This is a genomic window from Phycisphaeraceae bacterium, assembly GCA_040222855.1.
Classification (GTDB): domain Bacteria; phylum Planctomycetota; class Phycisphaerae; order Phycisphaerales; family Phycisphaeraceae; genus Mucisphaera.
On record JAVKCD010000025.1, the window covers coordinates 204,772 to 222,375 of the forward strand.

Annotated in this window: 16 protein-coding genes; 3 read left to right on the plus strand and 13 right to left on the minus strand. The window is 63.2% G+C overall.

What is annotated here, in order from left to right; translation table 11 throughout:
• Positions 1-15: 15 nt before the first annotated feature.
• The gene (locus RIG82_10715) at positions 16-1,065 is read right to left on the minus strand and encodes a Gfo/Idh/MocA family oxidoreductase (protein MEQ9461409.1); all 1,050 of its coding nucleotides are present in this window, start codon (positions 1,063-1,065) and stop codon (positions 16-18) included.
• Between the two features lie 95 nt (positions 1,066-1,160).
• Between RIG82_10715 and pdxA the strand changes: the two genes are divergently transcribed.
• Positions 1,161-2,228 carry a 4-hydroxythreonine-4-phosphate dehydrogenase PdxA gene (gene pdxA / locus RIG82_10720; GenBank protein MEQ9461410.1) on the plus strand — a complete coding sequence of 356 codons (1,068 nt, stop codon included), beginning with the start codon at positions 1,161-1,163 and terminating at the stop codon, positions 2,226-2,228.
• A gap of 4 nt (positions 2,229-2,232) precedes the next feature.
• Here pdxA and RIG82_10725 read toward each other — a convergent pair whose 3' ends face one another.
• Together RIG82_10725 and RIG82_10730 are read right to left on the minus strand one after the other, a co-directional pair.
• Positions 2,233-3,156, minus strand: coding sequence for a GDSL-type esterase/lipase family protein (locus RIG82_10725; protein MEQ9461411.1), 924 nt, complete (start codon positions 3,154-3,156; stop codon positions 2,233-2,235).
• 70 nt (positions 3,157-3,226) lie between these two features.
• Positions 3,227-4,405: a hypothetical protein gene (locus RIG82_10730; GenBank protein MEQ9461412.1), complete on the minus strand. Its 1,179-nt coding sequence runs from the start codon at positions 4,403-4,405 to the stop codon at positions 3,227-3,229.
• 134 nt (positions 4,406-4,539) lie between these two features.
• On the opposite strand from RIG82_10730, the gene RIG82_10735 reads away from it, so the two are divergent.
• Positions 4,540-5,265 (plus strand): PilZ domain-containing protein, encoded by a 726-nt coding sequence (locus tag RIG82_10735; GenBank protein MEQ9461413.1) that lies wholly within the window; start codon positions 4,540-4,542, stop codon positions 5,263-5,265.
• A gap of 12 nt (positions 5,266-5,277) precedes the next feature.
• On the opposite strand, the gene RIG82_10740 is transcribed toward RIG82_10735, so the two are convergent.
• From RIG82_10740 to RIG82_10780, 9 genes are all read right to left on the minus strand, one after another.
• Positions 5,278-5,742, minus strand: a complete 465-nt coding sequence (locus RIG82_10740; protein ID MEQ9461414.1) for a universal stress protein — start codon at positions 5,740-5,742, stop codon at positions 5,278-5,280.
• A gap of 51 nt (positions 5,743-5,793) precedes the next feature.
• Entirely contained in the window at positions 5,794-6,276 is a 483-nt protein-coding gene (locus RIG82_10745; GenBank protein MEQ9461415.1) for an NUDIX domain-containing protein, read from the minus strand.
• 102 nt (positions 6,277-6,378) lie between these two features.
• The gene (locus RIG82_10750; protein ID MEQ9461416.1) at positions 6,379-7,311 is read right to left on the minus strand and encodes a DNA-directed RNA polymerase subunit alpha C-terminal domain-containing protein; all 933 of its coding nucleotides are present in this window, start codon (positions 7,309-7,311) and stop codon (positions 6,379-6,381) included.
• 119 nt (positions 7,312-7,430) lie between these two features.
• The gene (locus RIG82_10755) at positions 7,431-7,991 is read right to left on the minus strand and encodes a hypothetical protein (protein ID MEQ9461417.1); all 561 of its coding nucleotides are present in this window, start codon (positions 7,989-7,991) and stop codon (positions 7,431-7,433) included.
• Positions 7,984-8,430, minus strand: coding sequence for a hypothetical protein (locus RIG82_10760; protein MEQ9461418.1), 447 nt, complete (start codon positions 8,428-8,430; stop codon positions 7,984-7,986). Before RIG82_10760 ends, RIG82_10755 begins: the two co-directional genes overlap by 8 nt.
• 9 nt (positions 8,431-8,439) lie before the next feature.
• On the minus strand, positions 8,440-9,507 hold the full coding sequence (locus tag RIG82_10765) for a hypothetical protein (protein ID MEQ9461419.1): 1,068 nt from the start codon (positions 9,505-9,507) through the stop codon (positions 8,440-8,442).
• Positions 9,504-9,944 (minus strand): hypothetical protein, encoded by a 441-nt coding sequence (locus RIG82_10770; GenBank protein MEQ9461420.1) that lies wholly within the window; start codon positions 9,942-9,944, stop codon positions 9,504-9,506. The genes RIG82_10765 and RIG82_10770 overlap by 4 nt, the downstream gene beginning before the upstream one ends.
• A 55-nt stretch (positions 9,945-9,999) precedes the next feature.
• Positions 10,000-11,367, minus strand: coding sequence for an alpha/beta hydrolase-fold protein (locus RIG82_10775; protein MEQ9461421.1), 1,368 nt, complete (start codon positions 11,365-11,367; stop codon positions 10,000-10,002).
• A gap of 236 nt (positions 11,368-11,603) precedes the next feature.
• Entirely contained in the window at positions 11,604-12,746 is a 1,143-nt protein-coding gene (locus tag RIG82_10780; GenBank protein ID MEQ9461422.1) for a hypothetical protein, read from the minus strand.
• Positions 12,747-13,066: 320 nt separating this feature from the next.
• On the opposite strand from RIG82_10780, the gene RIG82_10785 reads away from it, so the two are divergent.
• Positions 13,067-14,254, plus strand: a complete 1,188-nt coding sequence (locus tag RIG82_10785) for a fasciclin domain-containing protein (protein ID MEQ9461423.1) — start codon at positions 13,067-13,069, stop codon at positions 14,252-14,254.
• A gap of 103 nt (positions 14,255-14,357) precedes the next feature.
• On the opposite strand, the gene RIG82_10790 is transcribed toward RIG82_10785, so the two are convergent.
• Positions 14,358-17,543 carry an alpha-amylase family glycosyl hydrolase gene (locus tag RIG82_10790; GenBank protein ID MEQ9461424.1) on the minus strand — a complete coding sequence of 1,062 codons (3,186 nt, stop codon included), beginning with the start codon at positions 17,541-17,543 and terminating at the stop codon, positions 14,358-14,360.
• Positions 17,544-17,604: the final 61 nt, after the last annotated feature.

Below are 17,604 nucleotides of genomic sequence, written 5' to 3' on the forward strand. Positions count from 1 at the left end.
CCGTAATCATCACCACTAGACCTTTGCCTTGGTGATACCTTCCCACCGGTGCGCTCGCATCGCGGCCAGCACACGCTCCGCCGCATCCACCGCCGTGTAACCCGCCTCCGCATCCACGGCAGGTCGGTTACCCGTCCGAGCCGCTTCCAGGAAACTGCTCAGCTCCGCTGTCAGCGGGTCCTCTTCACCCGGTGGCAGATCCATTGTCAACTCATCCAGATTAACCAGCGACGAGTAATCCAACTCCGACAGATCAACGCCCTCTTGCAACAGCCTGCGAATTTCGTCCAGCGCCTCGGCGTTCTCCGTCAGCTTGATCACCACCCCAGTCCGTCTCTGGTAATCCAGACTCACATAAGCCTTCTCACTGAAGATCCGCATCTTCCGCTCGGTCTTCAGTGCCAGTCGCGAGGCCGTGACATTTGCTACGCACCCGGACTCGAACACAAACCGTGCGTTGGCCACATCCTCATGCTCACTGATCACCGAGATCCCCGCCGCCTCGACCCGCTGAACCTCGGAACCGACCAGCATGTGCATGATGTCCAGATCGTGGATCATCATGTCCATCACCACACCCACATCCAGCGACCGAAACGTCATCGGACTCACACGGTCCACCTCGATAAACCGAGGCGTGATCCCCATGGCCGCCACCGCCCGCACCGCCGGATTAAACCGCTCGGTGTGCCCCACCTGCAGGATCGCACCGTTGGTCGCCGCAAAACCCGCCAGCTCCCGGGCCTCTTTCCGAGTCGGGGCCAGCGGTTTCTCCACCAGACACGCGATCTTCCGCTCCAGCAACGGCCGTGCCGCGTCCATGTGCATCTGCGTCGGCACCGCCACCGTCGCCGCCCGCAGCATCGGATGATTCGCCAGCAGCTCCTCCGAGGTCAAATACGCTTGACAACCGTACTGATCCGCCACCGCGTAAGCACGGTCCTCATCCGCATCCACCACCGCCACAAGCCGCGCCTGCGGCAGCGCCTGGTAGGTCCGCGCGTGATGACTCCCCATCCGGCCTACGCCGATCACAGCAACATCAAGGATCCCATCGTCGATCATCCCTACATCGTAGCCGGACCGACACCTTCACGCCCGAGCCAGCACGCATCCTGCGTGATCTTCGCCACAACGCCCACGCCCGCTACGATGACACCATGCCCGCTTTGCCCAACCAACCCGCTACCCGCAAGCCCGTGCTAGGCATCACGATGGGAGACCCCGCAGGCATCGGCCCTGAGGTCCTTGTCAAAGCCCTCGCCGACCACGACATCCGACGCCTCGCACGCTTCGTTATCTTCGGCATGAACGAGCAGCTCACCTACGCCGCCGACCTCGCCGAACTCGACCCCTTCTGGCATCGCGTTCACCACGATTCTCCCAGGACCGAATACGACCTCACCCACCCCGTCGTCTGTGTCGATGACGACCGCTACTCGCTTCTCACCCCCGGCAACCGTGGCCCCTCCAAACTCGGCGGGCAGGCCTCCATCCGCTTCCTCGACGACGCCATCGCCGCCGCCTCCAGACCCATCGACCAAGGCGGGATTGATGCCATCGTCACCGCACCCATCTCCAAAACCTCGTGGTCGCTCGCTGGCTTCGCCCGCTACCCCGGCCACACCGAGTTCCTCGCTCACCGAACCAAATCTCGTCGCGTCGTGATGATGTTCGACGCGCCCCAACTCCGCGTTGCGCTCGCCACCGTCCACATCCCCCTGATGGACCTGCGCAACAAACTCACCATCGGCGCTGTCTATGACCCCATCGACCTCGGCGCCGCGGCTTGCCGCCAACTCGGCATCCAGAACCCCCGCGTCGCCGTCTCGGGTCTCAACCCCCACGCCTCCGAGGATGGGCTCTTTGGCGACGAAGAATCACGACTCATCACCCCCGCCATCGAGATGGCCAAACAACATGGCATCAACGCCGAAGGCCCCTTCCCCGCCGATACCCTCTTCACCCCAGACAAGCTCAAAAAGTACGACCTGTTCGTCGCCATGTACCACGATCAGGGGCTCATCCCGGTCAAAATGCTCGCCTTCGACACCGCTGTGAACATCACCCTCGGACTCCCCATCATCCGCACCTCCGTCGACCACGGCACCGCGTTCGACATCGCTGGCAAAAACGTCGCCGACCCCGGCTCCATGAAGGCCGCCATCCGCCTCGCCGCACGCCTCGCCAGTGACCGGAAAAAAGCCATCTCCACCAACTCAAGCTAGACGATCACGGCTCACCAACTACAAGCCTCTCGAACAACGCCGCGTACACCACATAACCCTCATCCGAGGGATGGATGATATCCCGGTAAGGATGCTTCCCAGCGTTGAACGCATCAAGCATCACCCCAGTCGCATCGACAGCCTCCACGCCATTCGCCCGCGCTTCACCGAGCATCACCCGCCCGTTCGCGTGCAGCTCACCGGCCCGAACCTCATCCACATCGGGATGGACCACCAACACCACCCGCGCCCCGGTTCGTCTTGCGTCCTCAAACAGACGCCGGAGTGCCTCCAGCGACCGTTCCGCCGCCTCCATGTCCACCCGAGGCAGCAACTCGTCCCACTGCCCTTCCTGCTTGTTCCACCACCGCCACAGCGCTGGCGCATATCGCCCCAAGGCCTCGGTCGTCGCGCTCCAAGGCGACACCGCCGGATACTGATGCGGGTCCAGCGCTTCAAACTTCGGCACATCCGTCAGGTCGTGACTCGACACCACCACGATCACCACATCCAACTGCTCAAACCCATGTCGCTCAAACGCCGCAGCCATATTCTCCGGTCCCCACGACCCCGCCGAGAGATTCCCGACCTCCACCGGCCGATCCAGCCTCGCCTGAACTCGATCCGCCAGCAGGGTCGTCGCCAGCGCATCGTGATCCACCAGCGTCCCTCCATTCACCACGCTGTCGCCGATCACCACGACCCGCATCGCCTCCGCACGCTCTCGTGAGCGTGGGAACGCATCCGACCGCATCCCCAGATCGTTCACCACAATCCGATTCCCCCACCGCCACCGCTCCTGATTGGGCACCAGCAGATACTCGACACGGTCATCCGCCATCCACAGAGGCGGATCCCCCAGACCCACACCCCAACGCAGATAACCCTCCGAACCCGCGAGCAGCAACACCACCGCCAGGATCAGCAACCAACACCACACCCCCCAACGTCGCCCAGGACGTCCCACCTCATGTTGCTTGACTCCCGCCGCTTGACCCTCACTCATTATCGCTACCTAACCACGGCCGCGCCGCCTGCAACGCCTGGACCGCATAAGCCGTCGCCAGATTCGGGTCACCCTCCAGCCACCTCGTGCTCTCGTTTCGCCACAGACCATCCTCGCCCTGCATCGCCAGCAGTTGCTCAGACAGGTCAACCGCCCACCGCCGCTCACCCTCTGGAGCGTCAAGCATCATCTCACCCCAAGCGCTCAGCGACCGTGCCATCACCAGGTAGTAATAGAACAGACCGTCCAGCTCATACCCCGCCGGCATCCCTGGATTTCGCTCGACCGTGTAGTGCTCACCCAGCCACAGATAAGCCGCTCGCACGCGCGGGTCATCGCGATCCAGCTCCGCGTAGAGGTAACTCATAAACCCCGCATAAGTCATACTCCCATACCCCCGCAGTCCCGACACCGGCTGACCCGCGAGCGCCTCATCGATCTTCTCAGGGTTCGCCTTGCTCTCCGGCACGCCGATCAAGTCCAGGTTCACCGAGGTCGCGTAGATAAACCCGCCATCTCGTGGCAGCACCTCGTTATCAAACAGATCGTTCTCCGGGACCGCCTGAACCCGTGTTAGAAAAACCACCGCCCGCTGATACGCCTCGTCCTCAGCGTCCAGGCCCGAAGCGTGCAACCCCGCCAGCATCGTCGCTGTGTTCGACAGGTCCGGACGACCTTTCCCCCCATAACCCGCGCCCCCGTAGTACGGATGCACCTCGGTCACGACCTCGCCCCGAGGGTCCAGCTGACCAGCCCACTGCAAACCACGTAGAAAATCATGCCCGCCCTTGATGATCTCAGCGATGCCCTCCCGATCCGCCACTGACGCCAGCGCCGCCAAGCAGATCGCCGTGTTGTAGTTCTGCAAAAACCCGCCATGAATCCCGCCGTTTTCCTTCACGAACGACAGCACATACGCCAGCCCTCGCTCGCCTGCCGGATGCGAGACGCCGAAGCCCGGCTCCGCGTACAGCCCCTCCAGCACCAGCGCCGTCACCGCAGGCCCCGGCTCCGCTGTCCAGGACCCATCCTCGCCCTGACGCTCAACCAGCGCCGCCAACCCGCGCTCGATCGCCCGGTCCACCCGCTGCTGCATCCCGTCAGCCCACGCCGCACCTACTGGCAGCACCAGACCCAACACAGCCCCCAACAGCAGCAGTCGTCGTCTCATACCCGAAGTATAACCCTCACACCCCGCACAAACGGCACAACCTCACCACCATCCGGCACCGCTGGCGCGGACGCTGCCCAGCCTCGCCCTCAACGTCCCGATATCACAAGGAGACGTTGACCCCGGAGGACACTGTGCCACGAACCGACCTTGAGATCTGGATCGATCTGCTCAGCCGGCTGTCCGAGCGCAACGAAACCCTGTGGATCACCCAGGTGATGCCCGAGCAGCCGCCCGCCGTCGCTGGCACCGACAAATGCCGCGTTCTGGCTGTCAACGAAGATGGCTCGCTCACGGTCGAACGCAACCTCCGCTGCGGTGAACCGATGCCCGCCGTCGAGGCCACCGTCAACGTCCTCGCCTTTGACGGCACCTTCCGCTGGGCTGGCACCTGCACCGTCGAGTCCGGCAGCTTTTTCCGACTCAACGAGGACCACGCCGTCCGCGCCGCTCAGCTCTCCGCACCTACCGACCTCCACTCCGCCCAGCGCCGTGACGCCTTCCGCGTCCAGACCACCGGTGCCCACGTCGTCCTCCATAACGAAAACAACAACCAGCCCATCCACGCCTCGCTGCTGGATATCTCCGTCTCAGGCATGAGCGTTCAGTTGACCAACAACGACCTGGATCCGACCCCGGACTCAGCCCTGAACTGCCGAATCACTCTCCCCTCCGAGAAACAGCCCCTCACGATCCAGGGGACCGTGGCTCGCACCGGAACCGCAGAAGACGGGGCCACCCAGATCGGCGTCGCCTTCTGCACCAAAGACAACCTCGCCACCCGTCGCGCTGAGAACGCCATCAGCCGCTTCGCCGCCTGGCTCCAGCGACAGAGCATCGCCGGCCGCAAACGCGCCTGACCTCGACCAAACCTAAATCACACCCTCCCACCCCGCCGGACACAGCAGCACCGGGATGGTCGATTGCCGCACAATGTTTGAAGGCACGTCCCCAGCGATCAGCCGCTTGAGCACACCCCGCCCCGTCAGCCCGAGCACGATCAGCGTGCAGGAGTACTTCGCCGCCGTATTCAGGATGGCCTTGGCCACATGATCCGAATACAGCATGATGCCCTCCGCCGCGATCCCCGACTTCCCCAGCCCCTCGGTCAACACCGACAACGTCTTCTCGCCCCGATGATTCGCCTCCTGCTCCGTCTCCTCGTCATCCACCAGCATCGCAACGTGCGCCACGACGACCGTTGCACCCAATCGCTTAGCGAGGTCCGTCAGAGGCGCCACCAGCTTCTCACTCGCCCAGGGTGAGGACACCGCGATCAGGATCCGCGTCTCTCCAGACGAAGGCATCGGCGGCAGACTGGACTGGGATTCACTCATCAGCACCGTATCCTAAGCGCCAGCGACGCCCCACACCACGCCCGCTGCCTTTTAGCCCACCTCCACAGCCCCCGATGGCAGGGGTCCACCAAGCAAGGCACGCAGCAGCCCACCCATGTCTCGCGGCGCGAAGTGAACCTCCGAGGCCTCCTCAATCGCCTCCGCAGACCACCAGCGAGCTTCTCCCAGCACGTCATGCTCCTCCGCCGTCAAACGCTCGGGCGAGACCTCAGGCCGCGCCGCGACCCGGCAGAGAAAAAACCGCTCGCGCTGGTCATACTCAATCCCAAGCCACCGGAACACCGCCCGCCGCCGCCACACCCACGGCCCCAGTTCGAGCACCTTGATCCCCGTCTCCTCCCACAGCTCGCGCACCGCCGCTTGTTCGTGAGTTTCACCAGCCTTCACCCCGCCCCCGGGCGTGATCCAGAAAACCCGACCGGTGTCCGGGTTCCGACAGGGGATCAGCAGCAAGCACCCGTCAGGATCGACCACCAACACCCGGCCCGCTTGACGCACCACGGTCTGAGCCATCTCGCCATCCGACATCACAGCCCTCGAATCCCAGCCATTCAAAAAAAGCCCCGGGCGAGCCCGGGGCCATCACGATCACACATCAGCGAAACGAAGACCGACTCAGCTATCCAGCGCCCGCAGGCCCAGCCCAGCTTCAGTCAGCTTCTCCTTGATCTCAATCAGCGACGTCATGCCAAAGTTCTTAACCCCCATCAGTTCGGCTTCGGTCTTCATTGCCAGGTCGCCGATCGACTGAACATTCAGCAGCGCCAACGCCTTACGCGCCCGCACCGACAGGTTCAGTTCATTCACCGATTTGCTGAGCAGTTCATTGTCCCCACCCTGTTCGCGGAGCTGCTCGTAGACCTGCTCTTTAGCCGCTTCGTTTCGCTGCTCGACCGACTGGCCCAGCTTCAGCGCCTTCTGCGACAGCATCGCCTTGATCTCATCCAGCGAAGCGTCGCCGAAGTTCTTGAACGACCGCAGCTCAGCTTCAGTGACCCGCAGCAGATCGCCCAGTGTCCGGATGCTCATCTTCCTCAGCGCATTTCGAGTCCGCACAGTCAACTCGAAGTCGGTGACAGGCGTGTCGAGCATCGCGTTGTGCTTCTCGAGACGCTTCTCCTGCTCGTCATCGATGATCATGCCCTTCGAGGCCATGACATCCTTGATGTAAAGCCGCGCCCGAGGATGATTCGGCTCAGTGTTAAGCACCTGACGGATGCAACGCTCGGCCCGGGCAAACTGCTGACGATCCTCGTAGAGCACCGCGAGGTTCACCAAGGCGTGCAGCGAAGGTCGCTCCTGTCGAACCGCCTCTTCATAAAGGTGCAGCGCCTCCTCCTCTTCGCCGAGGAGATCGAGGTTGTAGGCGAGCCGGAAGCAGACATTCGCATCCTGAGGGTCTGCGGTATACGCAGCCTCATACGACGAAATCGCCGCCATACGCTCCCCACGAAGCTCTGCCTCGTAACCCTGCTTGAAGTACTTCGCCGCCGTCTCCAGGTCGCGGACTTCACCAGTATCCGCAGCGTACGTCGCGCTGTCGTTCATAAGTTCTAGCCTCTATATCAGTTCCGGGATGAACAACGCATCATACGCGCACCCAGACCCTCAGGCAAAACCACAGCACGCCCGGCAGGTCCCCCGAGAGCCATTAAATACCCAGGAATCTACTCGCCCGACACCCGCCCCAGTCGCCGATCCACCCGCTCAAGAGCTTCCACCACGGTCTCCAGCCGCTGGGCGATCCGAGCGTAACGCCCACCCGTCGCTTGCTCATCCGAAACTAGCTCCGGCGTGCGCTCTACTACCACAGGCCGCAGCCCGGGTGTGGATCGCTCCGCGCTGATTGCCGATTCCGCCCCGTAACTCGGGCCCAGCCGCAGCAGCCGCTGTTCCCGATAGGCCGGCTCCTCCGCCGCTGGCGAAGCATCCTCCGTGGCCCTAAGCACCTCATCCAAGGAGCCCCCGGAGGTGGATTCAACCGTCTTTTCGGTACCAGAACGCGCGGGTGCCGCAGGGCGGTCAAACGAGACAGGCTCAGGCTTATTGATCTCTGAGACCTCACCGCTCCCAGGCAAGAGCGACACCACCGCAGCCAAGGCCACCACCCCTACGGCGACCGTCCCGATCGCCAGCCCCGTGAACCAGGGCCGAGCATGGTTGGCGTCAGATCGCCGGGCGGGTGTGTGCGGTAGGGGGGTAGGGGGGGTGTGGGGGGGGTTAGTCATCGCTGAGGAACTCCGTGAAGTCGAGATCAGCGAGGAACGCTTGGGTCTCGACCTGCACCACCACAACGGCCCGTTCCCGCCCGCGATCCAGCAGGGCCTCAGCGCGTGCCTGGGTCTCGGCTCGCTGCTCCGCGGCCAGCTCGTGAGCCGTTCCTAACGCTGGGGCAGGCAACCCGCTCTCGGCTGCGAGCATCTCGATCCGGTGCGTGACCCGTTCGAGTTGACGTTCGATCTCAAGCTGCCGGGCGTGCAGGTCCAACGGGCGCTCGCCCGCTACCACACGTACAGCCGCCAGTCGATCCAGGTCGTCCATTTGGCGATGGAGTTGATCCCGTTGTTCAGCGAGCCGGCGCATCGAAGCGCGATCCCCCGGCGTGGCCGCCATAACAGGCCCCGTCAACACCATGGCGACCAGTACGCCTGACCAGAACTTCATCATCGCATCACCTCATTCGGACTTCGGTTGCTGCATCGACGCCTCGAACCGCAGCCGCTGCATCCGCTTCTGCAACTCAGGATCGATCGCTTCGCCCACCAGTCGCCCCTGACCATCGGTGTCGGGCAGGTTGGCGTCATCCAATCGTTGTTCCAGCTCCAACGCCTCGGCCTCAATGGCGACCTCCGCGGCTTCCGTAAACCGATCCGCCTGCTGGCGTAGCCGCTCCAGCGTGTCCTGCAGGCCCCGCATCGGACCCTCATCGCCATCATCAAAGAGCCGGAGCAGCTCCTGAGCGCCTTCGACGGTCTTGATCAGCTCGAGGTTGTCGCGGAGCCGCCGCTGGGTGGCCTCGAAGCGGGCGAAGAGCAGTTCAGTGGTCATCACCAGTTGTTCATGGACCAGCGCGGCCCGTTCAAGCACACTGACGACGTTGACCCAGACCCGCCGCTGGTCCGGGCTCATCTGCCGACTGAGCAAGCGGACCTCTGCCAGCTCGCGGACGGATCGGTAGTGCGCCGCCAGCCGGGCGCGACGCCCGGCGTCTTGCTCGACGATGATCCGCTGGGCGATGCCGTCGAGGAGTTCCTGATCCGCTGGCGTGAGCCCATCGAGATTCGGTGGCTCGAAGGTCTGCAGTGACTGCGCCAGCCGGGCTCGTGCCCAGGCGATCTGTTCGCCGAGGTAGGCCTGGCCTTGCCACATGGACGAGAGCACGCCTTGCCGTCGCGCGACGACCTCATCCACGGCGCTGAGCACCGTGCGCATCGCCTGCTGGACCTCGCCCCGCGACAGCAGCCGATCGGCCTGGTCGACCGACTCAACGAAGCGGAGGAAGGACCGGTCGAGTTCGCGCTCGAGCGGGGTGACCGAATCGCCGAGGCGGTCGATTGTGCGCGCAAAGCCGTAGCCGCGGATCGAGGGCGGGACGGGGGTTTGGTCGGCGGTGGTGATGGCGAGGCGGAAGGTGCCGAGGTCCCGGGCGGTTGATTGCTGGTCCATGATGTCGCCGACCTGGCCGGGAGATGGCAGGGACCAGAGGCTGACGATCGCGGCGGTGACAGCGAAGGGCCGGTTCACTCGGTCGGCCTCCCGTCGTGATGGGGGGGCAGGGGCACAAGTACTGGATTTGCCGGGACTTGCACGGTCAGGCGCTCGGCCTTCTGGGCGACTTGCTGGCGAAGCTTCGGGTCGGGGATGTTGGACCAGTAGGCTCCGGCCATGCGGCCGTCGCCCTGCATCATGGCTTCGCTGCCAGCGATGAGGTAGGCGAGGCTGGCGACCTTGGCGCGTTCGCGTTCGCGTCGGGTTTCATCGGCGGCGGCGGCGACTTCGGCCTTTGCACCCTCGAGATTGGATGACTGGATGGCTGTCGTAGCCGAGCGTAAATGCTGGTCCAGACGATCTTTGCGGCCGAAGGAGCAACCGGCCAGTAGTGGCAGGCACAGCAGGGTCAGCAGCAGCCAGCGGGGGCCCGCCATGGGGACACCCGGACGGTCTTGGGGCGCAGTCTTCATCTGTTCTAATGTCGGCAGGGCAGGTGGGGGGGCTGGAGGATCGGCTGGCCGGTGGCTAATGGCTTGAGCCCGCCGGGTTTGCCTGATCGTTATGACCGGCGTTCCGGGCAGGCGTTGAGCCGCGGGTGAGGATTCGGGACCCTAGGGCGGCGACGCCAGCGGCGAGCGGTAGGGCGGAGGTGGGCTCGGGGATGACAGGCGGGCCGACCAGGTCGATGAGCAGGTCATCGATCAGCCCGCGCCACTGGCCCCAGGAATGGCCTTCGTTGGTGAGCTGGAAGTCGTAGTCGTAGCCGGAGTTAGCGAGGATCCCCGCCATGGTCTGGCCGTGGCTGCCCTCGAAGGTGCCCTGGGTCATGGAGATTTTGAGGTCGTCGGTGAGGTCGAGGTCGCGGTACCAGTCGTAGATGGTGGGCCAGACCCAGAAGGCGGGGGACTGGATGCCGAGGTTGCCGAAGGTGTCACTGCGGAGGGCTCCGACGTAGGCGGAGACGAGCCCGCCCAGGGAGGTGCCCATGATGGTGCGGGCGGCGGCGGCGGGGTTGGTGCGGAAGTTGTCGTCGATGACCGGGACCAGCTCATCAGCCAGAAATCCAACAAAATCGGGGTTATTGACGTACTGGTCCGCACGTCGGTTGCTGCCGGAGTTGGTGTCGCGGGGGTCGATGAAGACGGCGACGACGGGCTGGATGATGCCTTGGGCGATGAGGTTGTCGAGGACAATGGACATGGAGCCGAGGCGGTCATCGAGGTACTCGTGGCCATCGGTGACGTAGACGGTGGGGAGGTTGGCGAGCTGGTTTTCGTTGTAGCCTGCGGGTGTATAAACCCTGACATTGACGAGATATCCGAGTCTGGCGGAGGTGATGCGGGCGTTGTTGGTGATGGTTCCGCGGGGGATGGCGGGGTCGCGGTTGGCCTCGGCGGGGTAGGTGTAGGCGGGCATGCGGAGTTCGGAGTTGGGTCCGAAGCCGGAATACATCTGGAGGGGGTTGGCGGGGTCGAGGACCCAGCTGCCGTTGTTGACGACGACTTTGTAGTCGAGTCGGCTGTCGGGGGCGAAGGTTCGTTCGTATAACCACAGGTCTGTGTTGGGGATGCGGGTTCCGGAGGCGGGCCGCCAGCCGTTGAAGTCGCCGGCCCAGCCGACGTCGGAGGCTGAGCCGCGGTAGAGGAAGGCGGCGCGGTCGCCTTGGGCGTAAGGCACTTGTCCGTAAGTTCTTAGGTTGTTCCAGAAGGTGTCGATGGCGGCGGTGCGGTCGCCAGCATCAGTGATGGTGGAGAGGGCGAGGAGGTCGTTTTTGAACTCGGAGTACGAGTTGTAGAGGTCCTGGCGGGGGTTGTCGGCGGGGTACTGGGCGAGGGCGGGGAGGGCCAGGAGGAGGGTGATGAGGAGGGGTCGGCAGAGGGAAGGTGTGCGCATGATGGTGGTCCGGGCGTGCAAAAGTCGACTGAGTGAACCGTTTTACTTCAGCCTAAGTCTACCTCGAAACGGCGGGAAAGCGCGATCAAACGTGACCGATGGGGGTTGAAATGCGGTGGTTTGTGCGCACGGCTCTGCTTCGCTCGCTAGCGAGTTTCGCAGGGTTTGGTGTTGGTGCTGAGGGATGAGGTGAGGAATCCGGCACGACCCTGAAGGGTCGTGGCACCCGTGTCATCTCATCGGTAGTCGGCACAGGGCATCCCGGCGTTCTTCGGGATCGCCCTGCGGCAAGTGAGCCCGGTGAGGAGCAAGAAAGCGAAGGCGGAGGTGGGTTCGGGGAGTTGGTAGAAGCCGGGGTTGGGTCCGGTGGCGACGGCCCATGCGAGGGTGTCGTTGTGCCAGGTGAAGTTGGTGATGTCGGTGGTGGCGGCGGGGCCGGCGAGGAGTTGGTCGCGGGTGAGGACGGTTTCGAGGGTGTCGGCGGGGTTGGGGGCGAGGGGGTCGAGTCGGTAGATGGCCTGGGAGACGAGGTCGTTGAAGTAGAGGAGGTCGTCGCCGCCGAAGTGGAGGAGGGAGAAGACGGCGGAGGTTTTGTTGGTGTGGGCGAGGAGGGCGGCGGCGGGGAGGAGGGTGTCGATGTCGTCGGTGTTGTTGCTGTTGGCGATGTAGAGTTCGTTGGTCTCGTCTGACGCCCAGACGAAGAGATCGCCGAAGCCGGCGTTTCGTTGTAGCTCAGGATCGAAGGCGTACGTCATTGCAGAGATTTGATCTGACCCGGTGTCGCTGAGGATTTGCTGGCGTGTGCGTTGGACGATGGGTCCGCTGAGGCCAGCGATGATGTTGTCATTGCTGTCCTGGGTTAATACGGTACCGACGAAGAAGGATCGTGAATCTGTGAGTATGGCACTTGCGTCGGTTAGATCGATGATGTTGCCCGGGTCGGGGAATAGCACCGGCCATTCGAGTCGGATGCTGCTGGTGCTCGCTGGTGTGTCAAAGAGACTTAATCGATAGGCCTGATCGGTGATCGGATTGATGATGAACAGCAAGGTTTGCGAATGCCCCCCGCGTTGACCACGGTTGGTATAGACCCCGCTGCCGGGTGAGGCAGCGAGCGGTCCGAAGCCGGTGGTGTTCCATGTGGTGCTGGTGACAGCGCTGGAATGGGATAATCCGTCGAACTTCGTGATGTATCCGTTGGCCTGGTTTGTGGAGGCGAATACGGTGAAAGCATCGAAGCCATCCGAGAAGATGCCATGGAGTTCGCCGGGGTCCTCGAGTTCGGCAGCTGCTTGTGGGAAGACTTGGAGGTAGGCGTGGGCAGGGGTAGTGGTGAGGAGGAGAGTAAGAGCTAAGAAGCCGGGGAGGGTGGAACGCATGAGTCCTCCGGAGGTCAGGGTTGAACGGATGTCCTGGAACGCATGGATGTAGTTTGGTGCGGGTGGGCTTGAGTTGTCAAGAGTTTTGTTGAGAGATTGCGACAGGGGGGTGGCCCTGCTTCGCCGAGGCTTCGCAGGGTTTGCAGGTGTTTGTGAGGGGATGGGGCGGCTGTTGGTTGCATCCGGGGCCGGCTACGCCGGACCCCGGCCACCCGGACGTTACGATTGGACAGTGTGTGCTCTAGTTGGGGGATAAAACTTTCTGGATGGGTGCAAGGGAGTGGGTTGGGGTGCGACGATGGGGGAAAGGAGACGATTTTATGAGCCAGAATCCAGGTGACTTGATGAAGCGTGACTTGATGGAGCGTCGGTGTGTTGGTGGGCGGTTGGTGGCGGGGGCGTTGGTGTTGGGTGTTGGGTTGGCGGGGGCTGGGCTACTGATGGGGACGGGGTCAGTGGCGTTTGGGGATCATCATCATCAGGCTCAGGCGGGTGCTGCTGATGAGGTTGTGGAGCGGGACCTGGTTGAGGTGGCGGTGGCGACGGGGAAGTTCAGCAAGTTGGTGAATGCGGTGATTGCGGCGGGGCTGGCGGATGCGCTCAAGGGTGAGGGGCCGTTGACGGTGTTTGCGCCGACGGATGCTGCGTTTGAGGCGTTGGGTTCGGAGGCTTATGAGGCGCTGCTGCGGCCGGAGAATCGTGAGAAGCTGGTGGCGGTGCTGACTTATCATGTGGTGTCGGGTCGTGTGCTGGCGGGTGATCTTCGGGATGACCGGTCGTATGAGACGTTGAATGGTGCGGGTGTCCGGGTTGATCTGGATGGTGAGGGTGGTCCGCGGGTGAATGCTTCGCGGATTGTGGTGACGGATGTTGCGGCGCGGAACGGTGTGATTCATGTGATTGATCGGGTGCTGCTTCCGCCTGACCCGTCGATGACGGGTTTTAATGGGGCTGCGGCGATTCGTGTGATCGATGCGGCGGTGTCGCGCGGGGTTCCGCTTTTTAATGATGGCGAGGAAGAGGCTTGCCGGGCGGTGTATGAGGTGGCTGTGATTGGTTTGTTGGCGCTGGGTGATGACGTGGTGCCGGAGTCGATCAAGAAGGATTTGAAGACCACGCTGGCTGCGGCAGGCGCGATGCGTGATGCGGAGGATGCGGTGTGGCGTTTGCGGAGTGGCCTGGATACGGCGCGGGCTTTGCTGGCGAGCAGTGCGGGTCGGATGGTGTCGGGGCCGGAGGATCTTGGGGATGGGCGTGTGCGGTTTGTGCTGGAGGGATTCGCTGATGCGAAGCGGGTGTCGGTGACGGGTGCTTGGAAGGATTGGGACCCGCTGGGCGATGCGATGAAGCGTGAGGGTGATCGTTGGGTGTTAGAGTTGCGGCTTGGTCAGGGGCGGCACGCGTACAAGTTTGTGGTGGATGGTGAGTGGGTGCTGGATCCTGGGAATCCGGCGACGACGTTGGATGACGCGGGGTTTGAGAACTCGGTGTTGCTGTTGACTCGATAGGGCTTACGCGGCGTTGATCATGACAGGGATCCTGGTTGGCGCTTGCGCCAAGCCCCGGCCAGCGGACGGCCGGGGCTTGGGTTTGCTGGGGCTGGCACTCGGATCAGTGGGGCGTGCGTCTGTGGTAGGTGAGCAGGGTGATGAGTATCAGGGCGGAGGTGGGTTCGGGGATGTTGTTGGTTTGGCCGAAGTTGGTGGCGAGGATGGAGAGGTCGATGAGGTCGATGGTGTTGTCGCCGTTGAAGTCGGCGTCGGCCCACCCGAGCACGTTACCGTCGGTCGGGGCGATCTGACCGAAGTTGGTGGCGAGGGTTGAGAGGTCGATGAGGTCGACTTGTCCGTCGAGGTTGGCGTCGCCCAGGAAGGTGTTGGCGATGACTTCGACGAGGTGGGTTACGTCGGCGGCGTCGGTCTGGCCGTCGTTGGTGTAGTCGAAGACGATGTCGCCGAGGTTTTCGAAGAGGAGGTCGATGTCGGTGGCGTCGAGGACGCCGTCGAGGTTGAGGTCGCCTGGGGTGCCGATGGTGAGGGCTCGGGCGACGAGGTCGTTGTAGGCGTCGATAGCTTCCTGAGGCTTGCCGATGAGGATGTCGGCGATGGGGGCGAGGTCGCGGAGGTCGAGTCGGCCGTCGCCGTTGGCATCGGCGGGTGCTCGGAAGAAGGTGTTGTTGGTGAACATGAAGGATTCGAGGAGTTCGATGTCGCGGGCCTCGTAGATTCCGTCTGCGTCGAGGTCGGCGATGCCGGCGCCGAAGTCGGTGATGAGGTTGATGCCGGTGAGGTGTTGGATGTTGACGCGGCCGGTGAGTTCGAAGGTGACGATGGAGAGTTTCTGGTTACCTGAGGTGAGGTCGTTGATGTTGCGTGCCCAGAGTCGGCGGTCGGCGAGGCTGGCGGCGGAGTTGCCGGAGACGGCGTCGATGAGTTGCTGGTCGGTGAGGTAGGCGGGGAGGTTGACGAAGACGTGGACGGAGTTGGCGGTGCCGTCGGGGGATTCGAGTAGGAGGCGTCGGTCGCGGTCATCGGGGGCGTCTCGGCCTTCGAGTGAGACGAAGTTGACTTCGGGTGCTTCGCGGTCGACGTAGATGACCTGTCGGAAGTCGGTGAAGACGGCGGGTTCGCCGGGGCTTCGTTGGCGGAAGACGCGGCCGGTGATGAAGTGTCGTCCTTCGCCCAGGAGCGAGGTGTCGATGGTCTGTTGGTATAGGCCGTTGCCGTCTTGTTGGAAGAAACCGGGTTGGTTGGTGTGCGTGAAGTTTTCGAAGGCATAGCCGATGTCGCCTGGGGTCACGATATCGACGGCACCGGAGTTGTTGGCGTCGATACCGTCGTTGATTCGGAATAGTGCTGCGTCGCCATCGGCGGGTTGGTCGCGGACGGAGCCGAGGAGGTTGACGGCGTTAGTTTGGATCTGGAGGGTGAAGGTGTCTTCGGTGATGACGGTGAGGTCGGTGAGTTGGGTGCTGCCGTTGAGTCGGTCGTCGGTGAGCGGGTTGCCGGTGAGGGTGGGTGGTCCGGCGGGGATGATGTTGGTGATGGGGTTGTTGGTCTGGTCGAGGAAAGACATGTTGCCTTGTGGTCCGGAGACGCCGTAGATGAGGTATCCGTTGCCGTGTTCGATGCCGTTGGCGGCGTTGCGTGGTACGCGGATGTCGGCGGTGCCATCGGGATTGACGACGACGAGTTCGGGGAGGTCGTTGAAGGGGTCGATGGTGGGATCGGCGGCGTTTCCGGTGAGTTCGATGAGTGGTGTGCCTGGGGCGAATGCGGTCTGGACGGTGCGGCTGTCGAATCCGGAGTCGAGTCGGTTGGAGAGGATGACGAGGGCGGAGTTTTCGCGTTCGTAGATGAGTGTTTGTTTTTCGTCGCCGAGGGGCGTGCGGTCGTGGTAGTTGCCGCGGCCGTGTGTGTTGCGGATGTTGGTGAGGGTGGTGATCTGGTCGCCGAAGGCTCCGCCGAGGGCGTCGCCACGGCCTGGTTTTGGGAAGGCGCGGAAGCCGTCTTCGATTTTTTCGCCGTTGAAGTAGACGATGGCTTGTCCGGGTCGCATGAGCATGTAGGCGTGGGCGACGTTGTTGAGGTGGGCTGGTCCGTCATCGTGTGACTGGACGAAGGCGACGCCTTGTGAGCCGTTGTTGGCGAGTCCATCGTCGAAGACGTCGAAGGATGCGTTTTTGACGTTGCGCCAGTCGTTGGCGATTCCGTTGTCGGAGAGGTTGGCGCGGATGGCGAAGAAGTAGCCGAAGTCGAGGGCGTCGCGGTTTCCGCCGAGTTGGGAGAGGTTGTTGTTGTCGATGTCTTTGCGGATGTAGCTGTTGATGAAGGAGGCGCGGTTGTCGCCGCCGGTTTCGGAGAATGAGAAGGCGTGGTCGGGCGAGCCGTCGAGGAGGGTACGTTTGTTGGCGAGGTACATGCCCAGGTCGAGGAAGTTCATGACCCAGGGTTCGAAGTGTCGTACGGCGTCGAAGCGGAAGCCGTCGACGCCGACTTCCTGGATCATCCATCGTGCGTTGCGGATGAGGACACCGGTGGCGTTGTCGGCGTAGGCGTCACCCGCGAGTGGGTTTTGGGTGTTGTAGTCGTAGAGGGTGACGTTCTGGTTGAGTGCGGGGTCGAAGACGGTGGTTCCGCCCAGGTCCTGGTCGGGATAGAAGCGTGCGTTGTCGGGGGTGGGCTGGTCCCAGATGGAACCGGAGGGGATGTTGAGGGGATTGCCTGGTTCGACGGGGTGGCGGATGAACTGGTGGTTTTTTTCCTGGGCGATGTCGATGAGTCCGGCGAGGCGTAAGACCTTTTCGTCGGGAGTGGGGATATCGGTGTCGAAGGCTGGTGCTCGGAAGTCGCCGTAGGGATCGGTCGGGAGTTGGGTGACGAAACCGGGGTAGTCGCCTTGGGCGATGAAGTCGGGTGTGGTGTGGTCGCGGAAGCCGTTGTGGTTTGGGATGAAGTCGGTGTTGACGCGGATGCCGGCGTGGTGGGCGGCATCGACGAGTGTTTTGAGTTCTCCGCCGGTGCCGTAGAGGGTTGGGTTGCCGGGTGATCCGAGGTCGAAGCGGTCGAAGACGTCGTATCCAACGGAGAGTCCGCCGGAGTCGGCACGTTGCGGGGGTGGCAGCCAGAGTCGACCGTAGCCGGCGACGAAGATGTCGCCCATGCGTTGGTCGATGACTTTCCAGTCCTGGTCGAAGAACTGGAGGATGGGATCGGGTGAGGTGTCCTGGGCGTGGGCTTTGGGGGCAAAGAGGATCAGGAAGACCAGAGTTATCAGGAGTGTCTTTGGTGATTGCACACTGCACGCCTTCGGCGTGCAATGTGGCACCCTTATAAGGGCATTCACGGCACGGGTGGGG

Coding starts and splice junctions, on each gene's coding strand:
- RIG82_10715 (MEQ9461409.1), bottom strand. CDS start 1,065: ATGATCGACGATGGGATCCTTGATGTTGCTGTGATCGGCGTAGGCCGG.
- pdxA (MEQ9461410.1), top strand. CDS start 1,161: ATGCCCGCTTTGCCCAACCAACCCGCTACCCGCAAGCCCGTGCTAGGC.
- RIG82_10730 (MEQ9461412.1), bottom strand. CDS start 4,405: ATGAGACGACGACTGCTGCTGTTGGGGGCTGTGTTGGGTCTGGTGCTG.
- RIG82_10740 (MEQ9461414.1), bottom strand. CDS start 5,742: ATGAGTGAATCCCAGTCCAGTCTGCCGCCGATGCCTTCGTCTGGAGAG.
- RIG82_10745 (MEQ9461415.1), bottom strand. CDS start 6,276: ATGGCTCAGACCGTGGTGCGTCAAGCGGGCCGGGTGTTGGTGGTCGAT.
- RIG82_10750 (MEQ9461416.1), bottom strand. CDS start 7,311: ATGAACGACAGCGCGACGTACGCTGCGGATACTGGTGAAGTCCGCGAC.
- RIG82_10755 (MEQ9461417.1), bottom strand. CDS start 7,991: ATGACTAACCCCCCCCACACCCCCCCTACCCCCCTACCGCACACACCC.
- RIG82_10760 (MEQ9461418.1), bottom strand. CDS start 8,430: ATGATGAAGTTCTGGTCAGGCGTACTGGTCGCCATGGTGTTGACGGGG.
- RIG82_10770 (MEQ9461420.1), bottom strand. CDS start 9,944: ATGAAGACTGCGCCCCAAGACCGTCCGGGTGTCCCCATGGCGGGCCCC.
- RIG82_10775 (MEQ9461421.1), bottom strand. CDS start 11,367: ATGCGCACACCTTCCCTCTGCCGACCCCTCCTCATCACCCTCCTCCTG.
- RIG82_10780 (MEQ9461422.1), bottom strand. CDS start 12,746: ATGCGTTCCACCCTCCCCGGCTTCTTAGCTCTTACTCTCCTCCTCACC.
- RIG82_10785 (MEQ9461423.1), top strand. CDS start 13,067: ATGAGCCAGAATCCAGGTGACTTGATGAAGCGTGACTTGATGGAGCGT.